This window comes from Bradyrhizobium sp. CCGUVB14 (assembly GCF_024199935.1).
Lineage (GTDB): Bacteria > Pseudomonadota > Alphaproteobacteria > Rhizobiales > Xanthobacteraceae > Bradyrhizobium.
Genome location: NZ_JANADS010000001.1, coordinates 4,102,568 through 4,118,874 on the forward strand (window position 1 = coordinate 4,102,568; position 16,307 = coordinate 4,118,874).

A 16,307-nucleotide genomic window follows, 5' to 3' on the forward strand; every position below is an offset into this window, starting at 1 on the left:
TGCAAGGGCGCACGTGTCGCGCTCTTCGCAAATCTCTCCCCGATCAGTCATGGCGTCGCTGATGCGACTACGTCAGTACTTCTTACATTCCGGTACTGTACGGCTTGGCAAGCCGATCTTGGCGAACACGGCGGGATCGTAGCCCAGCGTCTGGTTCACGTTCGGGATCACCTTCACGACCTTCGAGAACAACGCGCCCTTGCCGTCGTCGACGACTTCGGTGACGAAGTTGGTGCCGATCGCCTGACGGTTGGCATCGAGCTTGATCTTGCCGTTGGGCGCATCGAGCTCGATCTTCGCCAGCGCGGCCTTGTACTTGGACTGGTTGTCGCTGAGATCGCCGTTGACCTGACGCAGCGCCAGGATCAGCGCCATGGTCGAGCCGTAATAATTGGTGGCGAGCAGCGACGGACTCGGGAACCGCTTGTTCGGTGGGAAGGCGTCCTGGTAATCCTTTACGAACTTCTGCCAACCCGGATCCTCCCAGGTATCGGCCTGGCCGCTCGCGGCCAGCGTGCCGACCAGGGCGTTCTTGGCGTTGCCCTTGGACGACAAAATGGTCTGGTCGATCATGATCGAGCCGCCCATCAGATGGGCCTTGCCGCCCGCCTGCTGGTACTGGTTGAGGAAGTTGACGGCGTCGGCGCCGCCGAGGCCGAGATAGATCGCGTCGACGTCGTCAGGCAGCGCGGCGATGACCGAGGCAAAATCCTTGGTGCCGAGTGGCACCCATTGCCGGTTGGTGACCTGTCCGCCGGCGCCGCAGAATTCGAGCACGAGGCCGAACACCTGAGTGTAGATGAAGGAATAGTCCTCGCCGACGGTCGCGATCTTGCGATACTTCTTTTCGTCATAGGCATATTTGCCGAGGCCGACCTGCCACTGCGCGCCGTCCATGTTGTAGCGGAAGAAGTTCGGCGCCGGATCGACATAGGTCGTTTCCTGGGCGCCGGAGGCGGCGTTGATGAAGGTCAGCTCGGGATGGGTCTTGGCAAAATTCTTGACCGCGATGCCCTCGTCGCCTGACAGCGGCGACAGCAGGATCTGCACCTTGTCCTGCTCGATCAGCTTGCGCACCGCGCGGACCGCGGAATCGGGCGTCGCGTCGGTCGAGGCGATGACGAATTCAAGTTCCTTGTCGCCGACCTTCTTGCCGAGCACGTTGAGTGCCGTCTGGAAGCCGCGGATGCCGTCCTCGCCGAGCACGGTGTAGGTGCCTTCGAGCGTCGCGGTGACGCCGACCTTGATCTTCTCCTGCGCGAAGGCCGTGCCCGACAACAACAGGCTGCTCAACGCGATCAGTCCTAGACTGCCTTTCAACATTGCTCTCCTCCCTGGGACGTTCTTGTCGCTGTTTTTCACCGCGCTCTCGCGCGTCCGTCGCGCGGTGCGACGGTTTTGCAAGACCAACGGTTCTTGAGGTGGAGGCTAACCGAACTCGGATACGGCGCACGCGTCGGAGCCCTGCGCGGCTTAACAGGCAGTCTCATTTTGAATGGTGCGTCGCAAATCGTTCCGCGGTGCAACGTCGCGCACCGACGTCGTGATCAGCATCATCGCCCATCGTTCATGCAGTCGCGGCAGCGCGTGGTCTCGGCGACCCGCCGCGATCAAGATGCTGCTCTGCGCTCGGTCGCTTGGGGTAACCGCAACCAGCACGTGCACGATCGATCCGGCAAACCGAAGTCATTGAGGTGGCGGCCGAGGTCGCCGCCTGGGAGCGCCCGAGGGCCGATCGGAGCCAGCGCTCAATTCAGCCGGCGACAACACGCGATCGGCCATTGACAGGCCGCCCGAGGTGATAGAATTATAACAAGATAAGTTGCAAAAATAACAATATGTCACCATCGTACCAGCGTCTCGCAGGGCGACGGGAGGAAAGTTTGGAATTGTCCGGTTCGGGTACAGCAGAGCCAGGGACGTCTACCTCGCTTGTGATGGTCAGTGGCATCAACAAGCGCTTTGGCGGCGTGCGGGCGCTACGCGACGTCAACCTCGAGGTCCGTGCCGGCGAGGTACATGCGCTGCTGGGCGAGAACGGCGCGGGAAAATCCACGCTGATCAAGATCCTCAGTGGTGTGCATGCCCTCGACAGCGGCACGATCGAGATCGCCGGCAGGCCGGTGGAATTCGACAGCCCGGCGAAGTCGCGCGAGGCGGGGATCGCCGTCGTCTACCAGGACCTCAGCCTCGTCGAATCCCTGAGCGTCGCGGACAATCTGTTGCTCGGCCGTGAGCCACGCGCGGCGTTAGGCTTTGTCCGCCAGCGCGCGCTGATGGCGAGGGCCGAGGCGTTTCTCAACGAGCTCGGCATTCCCTTGGATACCAAAGCGACTGTCGGCTCGCTGCCTTTCGCCTATCGCCAGATGACGGAGATCGCCAAGGCCTTGATGGGCGAGGTCCGACTTCTGATCCTCGATGAGCCGACCTCCTCGCTGACATCGGACGAGGTTCGGATTCTGTTCGATGCGATCGGGAAGGCGACGCGTCGCGGCGTCGGCGTGATCTATGTGACCCATCGGCTCAACGAGGTGTTCGAGATCTCGCAGCGCGTCACGGTGCTGCGTGACGGCGCCAATGCGGGCACGTTTGTGACCGCCGAGACCGACATGAAGCGGCTGGTGAACGCGATCGTCGGAACCGATCGATCCGCGCCCTCGGGCCCGCGGTCCGAACCTGTCGCGAAGCGCGACGTGGATCCGTCGTCGGTTTTGGCGTTGTCGGACGTGTCCAACGACCGGCTCCGCGCCGTCGATCTGTCCGTGCTGAAGGGTGAGATCCACGGCCTCGCCGGATTGATCGGCAGCGGACGCACGGAGATTCTGGAGACGGTGTTCGGTCTCCGGCCGATCGAGAGCGGCGCGATCGAGATCGAGGGCCGGCGATGGCTGCCGGGAGGGCCCGCCGATGCGATCGAGCAGGGTATCGCGCTGGTGCCGGAAGACCGGCACGTGCAGGGCCTGGTCCTGGATCATTCGATCGAACGCAACGTCACCTTGCCGCGGATTCCCCATTTCTCGCGCTGGGGCTGGATGCAGCAACGCGCTGCGGCGAAGCGCGCGGAAACCGCGGTTGCCAGGCTTTCGGTGAAAGCGCCGGGCGCGTTCAGCCTGGTCAGGACGCTCTCCGGCGGCAACCAGCAAAAGGTCGTGTTCGGAAAATGGAATGATCCGCGGCCGCGCGTGCTGCTCCTGGACGAACCGACGGTCGGCGTCGACGTCGGCGCACGCGAGGAAATCTATGCCGTGATCCGGAATGCCGTCCGCGACGGCAGCGGGGTCCTGGTCGTCTCGTCCGACCTCGTCGAATTGATCGAGCTCTGCGACCGGATCTCCGTGATCGTCGACGGCCGCGTGGCGCGCACGCTGTCGCGCGGCGAGATCGATGATGCCGAAGAGCTGCATCATCTCCTCCAGATGTACCAGGCCTCCGGGCCAGGCCACTTGCAAGAGCTTCCCGCATGACCGAACTGACTGCTCCCAACATGGTCGCCGCGTCGACCCGATCCGATCGCCGCCGCAGGATTCTCCAGAATCTGCTGCGGGGCGAGCGGCCGTACATGCTGTACATCGCCTTCGTGATCCTGCTGGTCGTGTTCAGCCTGTCATCGCCATGGTTCCTCTCGGTTGACAATTTCCTGAACATCGGGCGCCAGACCACGCTGGTATCGATCATCGCGGTCGGCATGACCTTCATCATCATCGCGCGACAGATCGATCTGTCGGTTGCCTCGACGTTGGCGCTATCGGGCATGGCGGCCGCGCTCGCGATGAGCCAGATCAACAACAGCTGGATCGTGGGTGCCGTGGCCGGCCTCGGCACCGGCGCGCTGGTCGGGCTGATCAACGGCATCCTGACGACGCAGCTGTCGATCCCGTCGTTCCTTGTGACGCTCGGCTCGCTGAGCATGGCGCGGGGACTGGCGATGATGGTGACCAACACCAAGCCTGTCATCATCACCAACGAGACCTATTTCGCGATCTTCGGCGAAGGCACGTTCCTCGGCATACCGGTTCCGATCGCCTGGACATTGGCGGCAATGATCGTCGGCATCCTGCTGCTGCATTATAACGTGTTCGGCCGGCGCATTTATGCGGTTGGCGGCAATCCGACCGCGGCGCTCTACTCCGGCATCAACACCAAACGGATCACGACGGCGGCCTTTGTTCTGACCGGCACGCTCGCTGGATTGGCGGCGCTGGTGCTGTCGGCGCGTTCACATGCCGCGCGGCCAGATGTCGTGCAGGGCATGGAGCTCGACGTCATCGCCGCTGTGATCCTCGGCGGTTGCAGCCTGTTCGGCGGGCGCGGCTACATTCTGGGAACGCTGTTCGGCAGCTTGATCATTGGAACGCTCAACAACGGTCTCGTTCTGCTCGGCGTGAGCTCGCCGATGCAGCTCGTGATCAAGGGCGCGATCATCGTTGCCGCGGTTGCTTTCACGAAACGCTAGTCGAAGTCAGGCGTGGCGCATGAACAACAAGTTCATTGCGAGGCGCGGGTAGGGGCAAGGTCGCTGGCCCTCCGGTGAATCGGCGACCAAAAAATGGAGGAAACAATGAAGCCAATCTTGCGACAGACCTTGCCTTTGACTGCGTTGGCGGCCGCTGCCGCCCTTTCGATGATCCCGTCGGCTCGCGCCGAAGTGCCCGCGACCTGCGTCAAGGGTGTCGATCTCGCCAAGCTCGGGCCGAAGTCGATCGTCGGCCAGGGACCCCACGGCGAGAAGGCGGCTTCCCCCGAGGTGCTCGCGCTGTCGGAGGCGGATGCCGCGAAGATCAAGGAGAAGAACTTCAAGGTCGGCATCTCCATGCAGACGGTCAACCTCGACTGGTCGCAGCTCCAGATCCAGGGCATCACCGATACGCTGAAGAAGTACGGCGTGACGGTGACGGGCGTCGCATCCGCCGAATATCAGGTGGACAAGCAGATCGCCGATATCGAGAACACCATCCAGCAGCATCCGGACGGAATCATCTCGATCCCGGTCGATTTCACCGCAACCGCCCCGACCTACAAGAAGATCGCCAAGGCCGGCATCAAGCTCGTGCTGATGGACAGCATCCCGACCGGCCTGAAGCATCCCGAGGAATACGCGACGATGGTCTCGGCGGACAGCCAGGGCAACGGTCAGATCGCGGCGCAGATCCTGGCGTCCTGCATGCCGCAGGGCGGCACCATCGGTCTCGTCAATTTCGGTGTCGACTATTTCAGCACCAACGAGCGCACCAAGGGAGTGCGGGAGTGGATGAAGGCGAACCGGCCCGACATCAAGATGAAGCAGGTCGACTTCACCGATCCGCCGAAGGTCTCGCAGATCGCGGGTGACTTCCTGACCGGCAATCCCGACGTCAAGGGACTCTACGCGGTGTGGGATCAGCCGGCGCTCGATACGCTGAGCTCGATGCGCGCCCAGGGCATCGATATTCCCATGACGACGGTCGACCTCGGCCTGCAATCAGCCATCGAGATCGCCAAGGGCGGTCCGCTGAAGGCGACCGGCTCGCAGCGTCCTTATGACCAGGGCGTCGCCGAAGCGATGGCGATGATGAATGCGCTGCTGGGCAAGGAAACGCCCGGCTGGGTCGGTGTGCAGTCGCTGCCGGTGACGCAGTCGAATGTGCTGGAGTCCTACAAGACAGTGTTCAAGAAGGATCCGCCGGCCGAACTGACCGATGCCTGCAACAAGGCGAAGCCCGCCTGCAACTAGCCTGCAATAGCGATGCGCGGTTCCGCGGGACCGCGCATCGATCCGGCCGACCTGATCCGGGCGAACCAGCCCCCGTCCGGATCAGACTGCGCTGGTGACGTATTCGACGGGGAGGCTGCGGAAGTGCTTGCGCGTGTCTGCCGACACGGAGCCACCGACGATGATCCGCGAGAACGAGCTGACGTCGGAGAAGAACGCCGGCTTGAGGCTGCCGAGCTTGCTGGCGTCGACCACGAGGATGCTCTCCATCGCGGTCGCAATGACGGCCTGCTTGATGGCGACTTCGTGAAAATTCGAGCAGCTCGCGCCGCGGGTCCAATGCAGGCCGCCGGCCGAGACGAACGCCTTGTTGACCCCGAGCCGCCGCAGATAGGACAGGCCGTCATCCGACGAGAACGACTGCGAGGACGGATGGTAGAGCCCGCCCATCAGCATCACCTGCGTCGACGGACGGTGGGTGACGATCGAGGCGACGTTCAGCGAATAGCAGATCACCGAGAGCGGCATGTCCTCAGGCAGGCAATCCGCCAGCGACTGCATCGTGGTGCCGCAGTCGATGAAGATGGTGTCGCCTTCCTTGATCGAGGCGGCTGCAGATCGGCAGGCGAGGCGCTTGTCCTGGGTGTGCTGGTCGATTTCCTGCTCGAACGTGTACTTGATCCCGGTCGGCGACGCCGCGTTGACGACGTAGCCGCCGAGCAGGGCGAGCGCCGCCTCGGGTCCGGCAAGGTCGCGCCTGACCGTCATCTCCGACACCTTCAGCAGCTCTGCGGCGTCCTTCAGATGCAGTGCGCCGCTCGTCTCGACGGCGCGACGCAGCCGCTGCAACCGCTGGACGCGGGTCTCACTGGGTCGTGCAACCGGTGTTTCAGTCATTTTCGTCACCGAGCCTGCTTATCCGGTTGACAATGATCTTACAATGATGTGAGTTTAGCAACGTCAATTTGTTACAATAATAACATCTGGTCCGAAGGGCATTTCGCTGTCCGCGATGGCAGGCAGCAGAAGCTCCAGCGGGCAAGGGATGGGAGGGTCGCATGTTGCAATCGGCACATTCAGTCTATCTGCCGTTTCAGCCGATTCGCTAGCATCGCACGGGCGTACCGATGGCGCAGGGCGTCTTGATATCAAATCCATCCGCGGTGCCGGCGCAGCCTCATGCGCGGGATCACAATCATCTGCATCCGATCGCGCGCAACAGCGGCCGCGCGCTCGAGATGGACTGGGTCGACGAGATCAGGATCAATCTGTCGGCCGCCGAGCGCCGCGTTGCGAGCCTGCCGGGCCGACGCACCGTCAAGAAGGACGCGCAGGCCGCTTGGTTGCTGAAGGCGATCACCTGCATCGACCTGACGACACTCAACGGCGACGATACAGCCGAACGCGTGAAGCGGCTCTGCGCCAAGGCGAGGGCGCCGTTGCGAAGCGACCTGCTCGAGGCTCTCGGCTTTGCCGGGCGCGGGCTGCATACCGGCGCGATCTGCGTCTATCACCGCTTCGTCGCAACCGCGGTCGAGGCGCTTGACGGATATGACATCCCGGTCGCGGCGGTCTCGACCGGATTTCCTGCGGGACTCATACCCCACGATCTCAAGCTCAAGGAGATCGAGGCGTCCGTCAGGGACGGTGCGCAGGAGATCGACATCGTCATCACCCGTGAGCACGTGCTGACCGGAGATTGGCGCGCTCTCTACGCCGAGGTCCGGGACTTCCGCGCGGCCTGCGGCGATGCGCATCTCAAGACGATCCTGGCGACCGGCGACCTCAAGACGCTGCGCAACGTCGCCAAGGCGTCGATGGTTTGCATGATGGCCGGCGCCGACTTCATCAAGACCTCCACCGGCAAGGAGGGCGTCAATGCCACGCTGCCGGTGACGCTCGCGATGCTGCGCATGATCAGGGTCTATGAGGAGCGCACCGGCTTCAAGATCGGCTTCAAGCCGGCCGGTGGAATTTCGACGGCGAAGGATGTGCTCAACTACCAGTTCCTGATGAAGGAGGAGTTGGGACGCGATTGGCTCGAGCCGGAACTGTTTCGCGTCGGCGCCTCGAGCCTGCTCGCCGACATCGAGCGGCAGCTTGAGCATCACGTTACCGGCCGCTACTCGGCCTTCAACCGTCACCCCGTGGGCTGAGCATGAGCATCGCACATTACTACGAGACCATGGATTATGGTCCCGCTCCCGAGGCGGATGGTGAGGCGCGCGCCTGGCTGAAGCGGCACGAGGCGACGTTCGGGCATTTCATCGCGGGCAAATTTGCCGCGCCGGCCTCGGGCAAGCATCTGACGACGATCGAGCCGGCTACCGGAAAGACGCTGGCTAAACTCGCGCAAGGCGTCGCAGCGGATGTCGAGGCCGCCGTCGGTGCCGCGCGATCGGCGCAGCCGCAATGGGCAAAGCTCGGTGGCCACGGTCGTGCCCGTCACCTTTATGCGCTGGCGCGCATGCTGCAACGTCATGCTCGTCTGTTCGCGGTGCTGGAAGCGATCGACAATGGCAAGCCGGTCAGGGAAACCCGCGATCTCGACGTGCCACTCGCTGCGCGCCACTTCCTGTATCACGCCGGCTGGGCGCAATTGCAGGAGCGCGAATTCGCCGACCATGTCCCGGTCGGTGTGATCGGCCAGATCATCCCCTGGAACTTTCCGCTGCTGATGCTGGCCTGGAAGATCGCGCCGGCGCTGGCGACCGGCAACACCGTGGTGCTGAAGCCGGCGGAATTCACCTCGCTCACTGCGCTGCTGTTCGCCGAGCTCGCGGCGGAAGCCGGCCTGCCGCCCGGTGTGTTGAATGTGGTGACGGGCGATGGCGCCACCGGCGCGTTGCTCGTCGAAAATCCTGATGTCGACAAGATCGCCTTCACGGGATCGACCGAGGTCGGGCGGTTGATCCGTCAGTCGACCGCAGGCAGTGGCAAGTCGCTGACGCTGGAGCTCGGCGGCAAGTCGCCGTTCATCGTGTTCGACGACGCCGATATCGATGGCGCCGTGGAAGGCGTGGTCGATGCGATCTGGTTCAACCAGGGCCAGGTCTGTTGCGCCGGATCGCGGCTGCTGCTGCAGGAAGGCATCGCCGAGACATTCCGCAAGCGCCTGATCCGCCGCATGGAGACGCTGCGTGTTGGTCCACCGCTCGACAAGGCGATCGACATGGGCGCGGTGGTCGCGCCGGTGCAGCTCGAGCGGATCAAGGCGCTGGTCGAAACCGGCGTCAAGGAGGGCGCCGAGAAGTATCAGGCGCCGGGGGCGATCCCCGCTGAAGGCTGCTTCTATCCCCCGACCTTGCTCTGGAATGTGCATCCGTCCTCGACCGTGGCGATCGAAGAGATCTTCGGCCCCGTGCTGGTCGCGATGACCTTCCGCACGCCCGATGAGGCGGTGATGCTCGCCAACAACACGCGTTATGGCCTTGCCGCCAGCGTGTGGAGCGAAACCATCGGGCTCGCGCTCGACATCGCGCCAAAGCTTCAGGCCGGCGTGGTCTGGGTCAACGCGACCAATTTGTTCGACGCCAGCGTCGGCTTCGGCGGATACCGCGAGTCCGGGTTCGGGCGCGAGGGCGGCCGGGAGGGCCTCACCGAATATCTCAAGCCGAAGGCGTGGAGTGGGCGGAAAGCGCGAGCCAAGCTGGCGCCATCCCCTGAAGCCTCGACCGAGGGTGCCGGGTTTGGCACGCCGTCGATCGACCGAACCGCCAAGCTTTTCGTTGGCGGCAAGCAAGTCCGCCCCGATGGAAATTATTCGCGCGCGGTGCTGTCGCCGAAAGGGCGGCACCTCGGCGAAGCCGGCGAAGGCAATCGCAAGGACATCCGTAATGCGGTGGCGGCCGCGCGCTCCGCCGAGGGCTGGGCGCGGGCGACGGCGCATAATCGCGCCCAAATCCTCTACTACCTTGCCGAGAATCTGTCCGCACGCGGCGATGAGTTCACCCGGCGCATCGGCGATATGACCGGCGTCTCGCCCGCAAAGGCGCGCGCGGAGGTCGAGGCGAGTATCGAACGGCTGTTCAGCTATGGGGCCTGGGCCGACAAATACGAGGGTACGATCCACGCACCGCCGTTGCGCGGCGTGGCGCTGGCCATGCATGAGCCGATCGGCGTGGTCGGGGTGGCCTGCCCGGACGAGGCCCCGTTGCTCGGCTTCATCAGCCTGGTGGCACCGTTGATTGCGATGGGCAACCGTGTCGTCACTGTGCCGAGCGAACGGCATCCGCTTGCCGCGACCGATTTCTATCAGGTGCTGGAGACGTCGGACGTGCCGGCAGGCGTCGTCAACATCGTCACCGGCGAGCGCGATGCGCTGGCAAAGGTCCTTGCCGAGCACGACGACGTCGATGGGCTCTGGGTGTTCGGCTCGCAGGAGGCCTCGACGGCCGCGGAGCGGCTGTCGGTCGGCAACCTCAAGCGCACGCTGGTCGACCACGGCCTGGCGCTCGATTGGTACGACAGGGCGGCGAGCGAAGGTCCAATCCTGCTCCGCCATGCGGTGCAGGTGAAGAACATCTGGATTCCCTACGGGGATTAAAGACGTCACCTCGTGGTGATATGGGGTGGCATCCGGACCGTCAGAGTTCGGAGGATTTGAAGACAAGAGAGGGACGCAACATGCTCAAGGGCATCAATCCACTGCTCAATGCCGACGTGCTGTATGCCTTGCGCGCAATGGGGCACGGCGACCGCCTCGTGGTGTGCGACACCAATTTCCCGGCCGACTCGATCGCGCGCCAGACCGTGTTCGGCGAGCTGCTTCGCATCGACAACGTCAGCACGGCCAAGGCGATCGAGGCCATCCTCTCGGTGATGCCGCTCGATACGTTCGTGGACGATGCCGCGATCCGCATGGAGATCGTCGGCCAGCCGCAGGAGGTGCCGCCGGTGCAGCGCGAGGTGCAGGCCGCGATCGACCGCGCCGAGGGACGCTCCTGGCCGCTGGTCGGGGTCGAGCGCCATGCCTTTTATGAGAAGGCCAAGGCAGCCTACTGCGTGATCGCCACCGGTGAGCGGCGCTTCTACGGCTGCTTCCTGTTCTCCAAGGGCGTCATCGCGCCGGACGGAGAGTAACGACCATGAGCAAGACTGGCGTCGCAGTGCTCGGCATCTTCGTCGTCGATCTGGCCTTCCGGGCCGGCAACATGCCTGCGATCGGCGAAACCATCGCCGGCTCAGGATTTGCCATGGGACCGGGCGGCAAGGGATCGAACCAGGCCGTGGCCGCGGCACGCGCGGGCGCGGACGTGACCTTCATTTCCCGGATCGGTCGCGACGCCTTCGGTGATCTCGCCATCAAGACCTGGGAAACCGAAGGCATCAAACCGCGCGTGGCCAGGGCTGCGGATGCACCGACCGGCGCCGCCTTCATCTATGTCCACGAGACGCGTGGCGACAACGCCATCATCGTGGTGAGCGGAGCGGCCGACGGCCTCAGCCCGACTGACGTCGACGCGGCGGCCGACGCGATCCGGACCAGCCGCGTCTTCGTGACCCAGCTCGAGCAACCGGTCGCGGCTGCGCAGCGCGGTCTCGAGATCGCGCGCGCCGCGGGCAGCATCACCGTATTCAACCCGGCTCCTGCGCTCAAATTCGACGATGGCCTGTTTGCCTTGTGCGACTACGTCGTTCCCAACGAGACCGAGGCCGAAGCATTGACCGGGATCGCGGTGAGTGATCTTGACGGCGCCCGCCGCGCCGGAGATGCGTTGCTGGCCAAGGGCGCGGGGACTGCACTGATCACGCTCGGCGAACGCGGGGCGCTGTTTCACGGGCGAGATCGCTCGTTGCACGTGCCGCCGTTCGCCGCCGGCAAGGTGGTCGAAACCGCGGGCGCGGGCGATGCGTTCGTCGGCGGCTTCGCAGCAGCGCTTGCGGGCGGCGCCGATCCGCTGGAAGCGGCGCGCTTCGGTTCGGCCACGGCCGGGATTTCCGTGACGCGCGCGGGAACTGCGCCTGCGATGCCGCGGCGTGCCGAGATCGAAGCCCTGTTGAAGCGATGATCTGCCCATGATGCGGAACGATCCGATCAAGCATGTCTTCATCTGGCCGGCGGTGCTCGTCGTGCTGGCGATCTCGATCTTTCCACTGATCTACTCGTTCACCACGAGCTTCCTCAGCTATCGTCTGATACCGCCGATCCCGCCGCGGGTCGTGTGGTTCGGTAACTATGCGACGCTCTTGCAGGAGCCGCGCTTCTGGAATGCGATCTTCACGACGACGCTGATCGCGTTCATCGCCGTCGGGTTGCAATATGTGATCGGGTTTGGCGTTGCACTCGCGCTGAACGCGCGCGTTCCGGGCGAGCGGCTGTTTCGCGTGGCCTTGCTGCTGCCCATGCTGCTGGCCCCGGTTGCGGTCGCCCTTGTTGCCCGCATGATCTTCAATCCGACCATGGGTCCGCTCAACCAGTTCCTGTCCATGTTTGGCCTCTCGAACCTGCCATTCCTCACCAACGGCCATTGGGCGCTCGCCTGCATCATCGCGGTTGAGATCTGGCAATGGACCCCGTTCGTCATCCTGATGATGCTGGCCGGCCTGCAAACGCTCCCCGAGGATGTCTACGAGGCGGCGGAGCTCGAGAACGCCAGCGCCTGGCAGCAGTTCTGGGGTATCACCTTTCCGATGATGCTGCCGATCTCCGCGGCGGTCGTCTTCATCCGCCTGATCGAGAGCTACAAGATCATGGACACCGTCTTCGTGATGACGGGCGGCGGGCCGGGCGTGGATACCGAGACGCTGACGCTGTTCGCCTATCAGGAGGGCTTCAAGAAGTTCAACCTCGGTTACACCTCGGCTCTCAGCTTCCTGTTCCTGATCGCGATCACGATCATCGGCGTGACCTATCTGGCGTTGCTGCGCCCGCATCTGGAGAAGCGCCGATGAGCGGGCAGGGCCTTACCGGACTGTCGAGCTGGAGCCGCCGCCTGGTCGCGGCCGGTGTCTTCGCGTGGTGCCTGATCACGGCGTTTCCGCTCTATTGGGTGGTGGTGACGGCGTTCAAGACCCCGCCGGGCGTGGTCGGCGGCCCGACCTATATTCCGTTCGTCGATTTCACGCCGACCCTGCAGCCCTTCATTGATCTCTATCAGGGTATCCGTGGCGAGTTCTTCCGGACCTTCCTGAACTCGACGATCGTCGGCCTGTCGGCCGCGGCGATCGCGACTGCCGTCGGCGCGATGGCGGCCTATGCGCTGGTGCGGTTCGAGTTCAAGGTGCGCTTTGGCGCGGGCCTGATCTTCTTCCTGCTCGCGCTCGGCGGCTATCTGCTGTTCAACAATTCGCTCGGATTCACCCGCGCGCAGGCGCTGCTGCTTGCGTTCCCGATCGCGCTTGCCGCTGCCATCCTGGCCAATCGCCTGCCGCTGCCGGGGCCGATCCTCGGCAATGAGGACATCCTGTTCTGGTTCGTCAGCCAACGCATGTTTCCGCCGATCGTCACGGCTTTCGCGTTGTATCTGCTCTACAGCGAAATCGGCCGGCTCGGCTTCCAGCTCATCGACAGCTATGTCGGCCTGACGCTGTGTTACGTCGCGTTCTCGTTGCCGATCGTGGTCTGGCTGATGCGCGACTTCTTCGAGGCCATCCCGATCGAGGTCGAGGAAGCTGCGATGGTCGACAACGTGCCGAGCTGGCGCATCTTCCTCGGCATCGTGGTGCCGATGTCGATGAACGGGCTGCTGGCGACCTTCATGATCACGCTCGCGTTCGTCTGGAACGAGTTCCTGTTCGCGCTGTTCCTGACCAATTCCAGATGGCAGACGCTGCCGATCTTGGTGGCGGGACAGAACAGCCAGCGCGGCGACGAATGGTGGGCGATCTCGGCCGCGGCGCTCGTCGCCATCATTCCGATGATGATCATGGCAGGTCTGCTCAGCCGCATGATGCGGTCGGGCCTGCTGCTCGGGGCAATCAAATAGCAAAAACTCATCTAGGGAGGACTGGACGATGTTGCGACGGACGTTTCTGATGCTGACCACCTCGCTCGCGATGGCTTGCGCTGCGAGCCAGGCGAACGCTGCCTGTAGTCCGGATTACTCCGGCGTCACCCTGACGGTGGCGTCGCAGACCGGACCGTATATCGCCTCCGCGCTCAAGCTCGGCGCGGACGAATGGACCAAGAAGACCTGCGGCAAGGTCAATGTGGTCGAGTTTCCGTGGTCGGAGCTCTACCCGAAGATTGTTACGTCGCTGACGGGATCTGACGCGACGTTCGATCTGGTCAGCTTTGCGCCGGCCTGGCTGCCCGACTTCGTCTCCTATCTCAGCGAGATGCCGAAAGAGATGCAGTCCGGCAAGGATTGGGACGACGTCGAGCCGGCCTATCGCGAGCGCCTGATGGTGTGGGAAGGCAAGATCTATTCGCAGTCGATGGACGGTGACGTTCACACATACACCTATCGCACCGACCTGTTCAGCGATCCCAAGGAGAAGGACGCCTTCAAGGCCAAGTACGGCTACGACCTGGCGCCGCCAAAGACCTGGAAGCAATATCTCGATATCGCGGAGTTCTTCCAGCGCCCCGACAAGGGTCTCTGGGGCACGGCGGAAGCTTTCCGCCGCGGCGGCCAGCAGTTCTGGTTCTTCTTCAGCCACGCGGCGGCCTACACCAACAACCCGAACTATCCGGGTGCGATGTTCTTCGACCCCGAAACGATGGACGCCCAGATCAATAATCCGGGCTGGGTGAAGGGACTGGAAGAGTACATCCGCGCTTCCAAGCTTGGCCCGCCTAATGCGCTGAACTTCTCGTTCGGCGAGGTCAATGCCGCCGTGGCCGGCGGCCAGGTGGCCGAGTCGATCGGTTGGGGCGACACCGGCGTGATCGCCGCCGATCCCAAGCAGTCGAAGATCTCCGGCAAGGTGGGCTCCGCGGTGCTGCCCGGCTCTGACGAGATCTGGAACGCCAAGACCAAGAAGTGGGACAAGTTCCCGGCGGTGCTGCCGGCACCCTTCATGGCGTTCGGCGGCTGGCAGATTGCCGTGCCGAAGGTGGGCAAGAACCAGCAGGCGGCATGGGATTTCGTCAAGACGCTGACAAGCCCCGAAGTCTCTGGCCAAGCCGCGATTACCGGCGGTACGGGTGTCAACCCATACCGCAAGTCGCACACCGCGAATCTGGAGTTGTGGAGCAAGATCTTCTCGCCGCAGGAGGCCAAGGAATATCTCGGCGCCCAGGCCGACTCTATTAACGGCAAGAACGTCGCGCTCGACATGCGACTGCCCGGCTATTTCTCCTACACCGAGGTTGTGGAGATCGAGCTCGGCAAGGCGTTGGCCGGCCAGACCACGCCGCAGGCCGCACTGGACGCGGTCGCGAAGGAATGGAATCGCCTGACCGACGAGTTCGGCCGCGCGAAGCAACTTGCCGCCTATCGCGCGGCGATGGGCCTTCCGCCCAAGAACTAACTGAAGAACTGACCTCCGCTGAGACTTCCCCGGATGATGCGTCAGCATCATCCGGGCTTTGTTGGCCGTCGATATGAGGGACGGAAAAAGGAATCCATGGCGCACGTCGAGATCGAAAACGTCAGCAAGGCATATGGGCCCTACAAGATCATCGAGGGGCTCGATCTGAACGTCGCCGACGAGGAGTTCGTCGTGCTTGTCGGCCCGTCCGGCTGCGGCAAGACCACGACGTTGCGCATGATTGCAGGGCTGGAGGCGGTCACCAGCGGAAACATCCGCATCGGCAACCGCGACGTGACGCAGCTGCGTCCGGGCTTGCGCAATTGTGCGATGGTGTTCCAGAACTATGCGCTCTACCCGCATATGACGGTCGGGGAGAACATCGGCTACGGCATGAAGGTCCGGGGCGACTCGCGCGCCGGCATCGCAAAAGCAGTCCAGGACGTGGCGCGCGTTCTCGACCTCGAGCAATATCTGGACCGCAGGCCCAAGCAACTCTCCGGCGGGCAGCGCCAGCGCGTTGCGATCGGCCGTGCCATCGTGCGCAGCCCGGACGTGTTTCTGTTCGACGAGCCGTTGTCGAACCTCGACGCCAAGCTCCGTATCGAGATGCGGACCGAGATCAAGGCGCTGCATCGCCGTCTCGCCAAGACGATCGTCTATGTCACGCACGATCAGGTCGAGGCGATGACCATGGCGGATCGTGTCGTAGTGATGAATCGCGGCCGGATCGAACAAGCGGCCGATCCGATCACGATCTACGAGAAGCCCAGCAATCTCTTCGTCGCGGGCTTCATGGGCGCACCCAGCATGAATTTCATCCATGGCGAGATTGCCGCGCGTGATGGCGCGCTGGTCTTCACCGAGCCGTCGGGGACGTCGCTAAGATTGCCGAAGTCCCGCGAGGCGGCCTATGCAGGGAGCGTCGGCAAGCCGGTTGTGCTCGGCGTGCGGCCCGACCATGTGCTTCGGCAAGATGCGCCGATGGGCTCATCCGTCCGCTTGATGGTGAAGGACGTGGAGCCGCTCGGGCCGCATACGCTCGTGATTGGAACCGTAGGCGCATTTCCGTTCACGGCTCAGATGCCGGTCGGTGTCGCTGCGGCGCCGGATCGCTTGATAGACGTCGCTCTTGATCTGGAGCGAACGCACCTGTTCGACAAGGTCTCGGGGAAGGCCATTAGTTAGCCTTCGGTTCTCG

At 63.6% G+C, this 16,307-nt stretch carries 13 protein-coding genes; 11 read left to right on the top strand and 2 right to left on the bottom strand.

Going from position 1 to position 16,307, the window contains the following annotated elements; all coding sequences use genetic code 11:
* Nucleotides 1-72: 72 nt before the first annotated feature.
* Complete coding sequence (locus NLM32_RS18855; RefSeq protein WP_200468655.1) at nt 73-1,323, bottom strand: ABC transporter substrate-binding protein; 1,251 nt, start codon at nt 1,321-1,323, stop codon at nt 73-75.
* Nucleotides 1,324-1,937: 614 nt separating this feature from the next.
* Here NLM32_RS18855 and NLM32_RS18860 point away from each other — a divergent pair.
* The 3 genes from NLM32_RS18860 to NLM32_RS18870 all read left to right on the top strand — a co-directional run bounded on the left by NLM32_RS18860 (nt 1,938) and on the right by NLM32_RS18870 (nt 5,710).
* On the top strand, nt 1,938-3,464 hold the full coding sequence (locus NLM32_RS18860; protein WP_254135354.1) for a sugar ABC transporter ATP-binding protein: 1,527 nt from the start codon (nt 1,938-1,940) through the stop codon (nt 3,462-3,464).
* Nucleotides 3,461-4,453: an ABC transporter permease gene (locus NLM32_RS18865; RefSeq protein ID WP_254130415.1), complete on the top strand. Its 993-nt coding sequence runs from the start codon at nt 3,461-3,463 to the stop codon at nt 4,451-4,453. Before NLM32_RS18860 ends, NLM32_RS18865 begins: the two co-directional genes overlap by 4 nt.
* Before the next feature lie 105 nt (nt 4,454-4,558).
* Entirely contained in the window at nt 4,559-5,710 is a 1,152-nt protein-coding gene (locus tag NLM32_RS18870) for a substrate-binding domain-containing protein (protein ID WP_254130416.1), read from the top strand.
* An 81-nt stretch (nt 5,711-5,791) separates the two neighbouring features.
* On the opposite strand, the gene NLM32_RS18875 is transcribed toward NLM32_RS18870, so the two are convergent.
* Nucleotides 5,792-6,586, bottom strand: coding sequence for a DeoR/GlpR family DNA-binding transcription regulator (locus NLM32_RS18875; protein ID WP_254130417.1), 795 nt, complete (start codon nt 6,584-6,586; stop codon nt 5,792-5,794).
* 341 nt (nt 6,587-6,927) lie between these two features.
* On the opposite strand from NLM32_RS18875, the gene deoC reads away from it, so the two are divergent.
* The 8 genes from deoC (at nt 6,928) to NLM32_RS18915 (ending at nt 16,294) form a co-directional block, all read left to right on the top strand.
* Nucleotides 6,928-7,845 (top strand): deoxyribose-phosphate aldolase, encoded by a 918-nt coding sequence (gene deoC, locus NLM32_RS18880; protein WP_254135355.1) that lies wholly within the window; start codon nt 6,928-6,930, stop codon nt 7,843-7,845.
* Nucleotides 7,846-7,847: 2 nt separating this feature from the next.
* Nucleotides 7,848-10,235 (top strand): aldehyde dehydrogenase family protein, encoded by a 2,388-nt coding sequence (locus tag NLM32_RS18885; RefSeq protein WP_254130418.1) that lies wholly within the window; start codon nt 7,848-7,850, stop codon nt 10,233-10,235.
* A gap of 80 nt (nt 10,236-10,315) precedes the next feature.
* Nucleotides 10,316-10,771, top strand: coding sequence for an RbsD/FucU family protein (locus NLM32_RS18890; RefSeq protein WP_254130419.1), 456 nt, complete (start codon nt 10,316-10,318; stop codon nt 10,769-10,771).
* Nucleotides 10,772-10,776: 5 nt separating this feature from the next.
* A complete protein-coding gene (rbsK, locus tag NLM32_RS18895; RefSeq protein WP_254130420.1) occupies nt 10,777-11,700 on the top strand; it encodes a ribokinase in 924 nt (307 codons plus the stop codon).
* Between the two features lie 7 nt (nt 11,701-11,707).
* Complete coding sequence (locus NLM32_RS18900) at nt 11,708-12,583, top strand: carbohydrate ABC transporter permease (RefSeq protein WP_254130421.1); 876 nt, start codon at nt 11,708-11,710, stop codon at nt 12,581-12,583.
* Entirely contained in the window at nt 12,580-13,617 is a 1,038-nt protein-coding gene (locus NLM32_RS18905; RefSeq protein ID WP_254130422.1) for a carbohydrate ABC transporter permease, read from the top strand. Before NLM32_RS18900 ends, NLM32_RS18905 begins: the two co-directional genes overlap by 4 nt.
* Before the next feature lie 49 nt (nt 13,618-13,666).
* Nucleotides 13,667-15,106 (top strand): extracellular solute-binding protein, encoded by a 1,440-nt coding sequence (locus tag NLM32_RS18910; RefSeq protein WP_309144885.1) that lies wholly within the window; start codon nt 13,667-13,669, stop codon nt 15,104-15,106.
* 96 nt (nt 15,107-15,202) lie between these two features.
* Nucleotides 15,203-16,294 carry an ABC transporter ATP-binding protein gene (locus tag NLM32_RS18915; protein ID WP_254130424.1) on the top strand — a complete coding sequence of 364 codons (1,092 nt, stop codon included), beginning with the start codon at nt 15,203-15,205 and terminating at the stop codon, nt 16,292-16,294.
* Nucleotides 16,295-16,307: the final 13 nt, after the last annotated feature.

What these genes read in the sequence shown, in the direction of transcription:
- NLM32_RS18900 (WP_254130421.1), top strand. Translation starts at nt 11,708, where the DNA reads ATGATGCGGAACGATCCGATCAAGCATGTCTTCATCTGGCCGGCGGTG.
- NLM32_RS18870 (WP_254130416.1), top strand. Translation starts at nt 4,559, where the DNA reads ATGAAGCCAATCTTGCGACAGACCTTGCCTTTGACTGCGTTGGCGGCC.
- NLM32_RS18905 (WP_254130422.1), top strand. Translation starts at nt 12,580, where the DNA reads ATGAGCGGGCAGGGCCTTACCGGACTGTCGAGCTGGAGCCGCCGCCTG.
- NLM32_RS18890 (WP_254130419.1), top strand. Translation starts at nt 10,316, where the DNA reads ATGCTCAAGGGCATCAATCCACTGCTCAATGCCGACGTGCTGTATGCC.
- NLM32_RS18910 (WP_309144885.1), top strand. Translation starts at nt 13,667, where the DNA reads ATGCTGACCACCTCGCTCGCGATGGCTTGCGCTGCGAGCCAGGCGAAC.
- NLM32_RS18885 (WP_254130418.1), top strand. Translation starts at nt 7,848, where the DNA reads ATGAGCATCGCACATTACTACGAGACCATGGATTATGGTCCCGCTCCC.
- deoC (WP_254135355.1), top strand. Translation starts at nt 6,928, where the DNA reads ATGGACTGGGTCGACGAGATCAGGATCAATCTGTCGGCCGCCGAGCGC.
- NLM32_RS18865 (WP_254130415.1), top strand. Translation starts at nt 3,461, where the DNA reads ATGACCGAACTGACTGCTCCCAACATGGTCGCCGCGTCGACCCGATCC.
- NLM32_RS18875 (WP_254130417.1), bottom strand. Translation starts at nt 6,586, where the DNA reads ATGACTGAAACACCGGTTGCACGACCCAGTGAGACCCGCGTCCAGCGG.
- NLM32_RS18855 (WP_200468655.1), bottom strand. Translation starts at nt 1,323, where the DNA reads ATGTTGAAAGGCAGTCTAGGACTGATCGCGTTGAGCAGCCTGTTGTTG.
- NLM32_RS18915 (WP_254130424.1), top strand. Translation starts at nt 15,203, where the DNA reads ATGGCGCACGTCGAGATCGAAAACGTCAGCAAGGCATATGGGCCCTAC.
- NLM32_RS18860 (WP_254135354.1), top strand. Translation starts at nt 1,938, where the DNA reads ATGGTCAGTGGCATCAACAAGCGCTTTGGCGGCGTGCGGGCGCTACGC.
- rbsK (WP_254130420.1), top strand. Translation starts at nt 10,777, where the DNA reads ATGAGCAAGACTGGCGTCGCAGTGCTCGGCATCTTCGTCGTCGATCTG.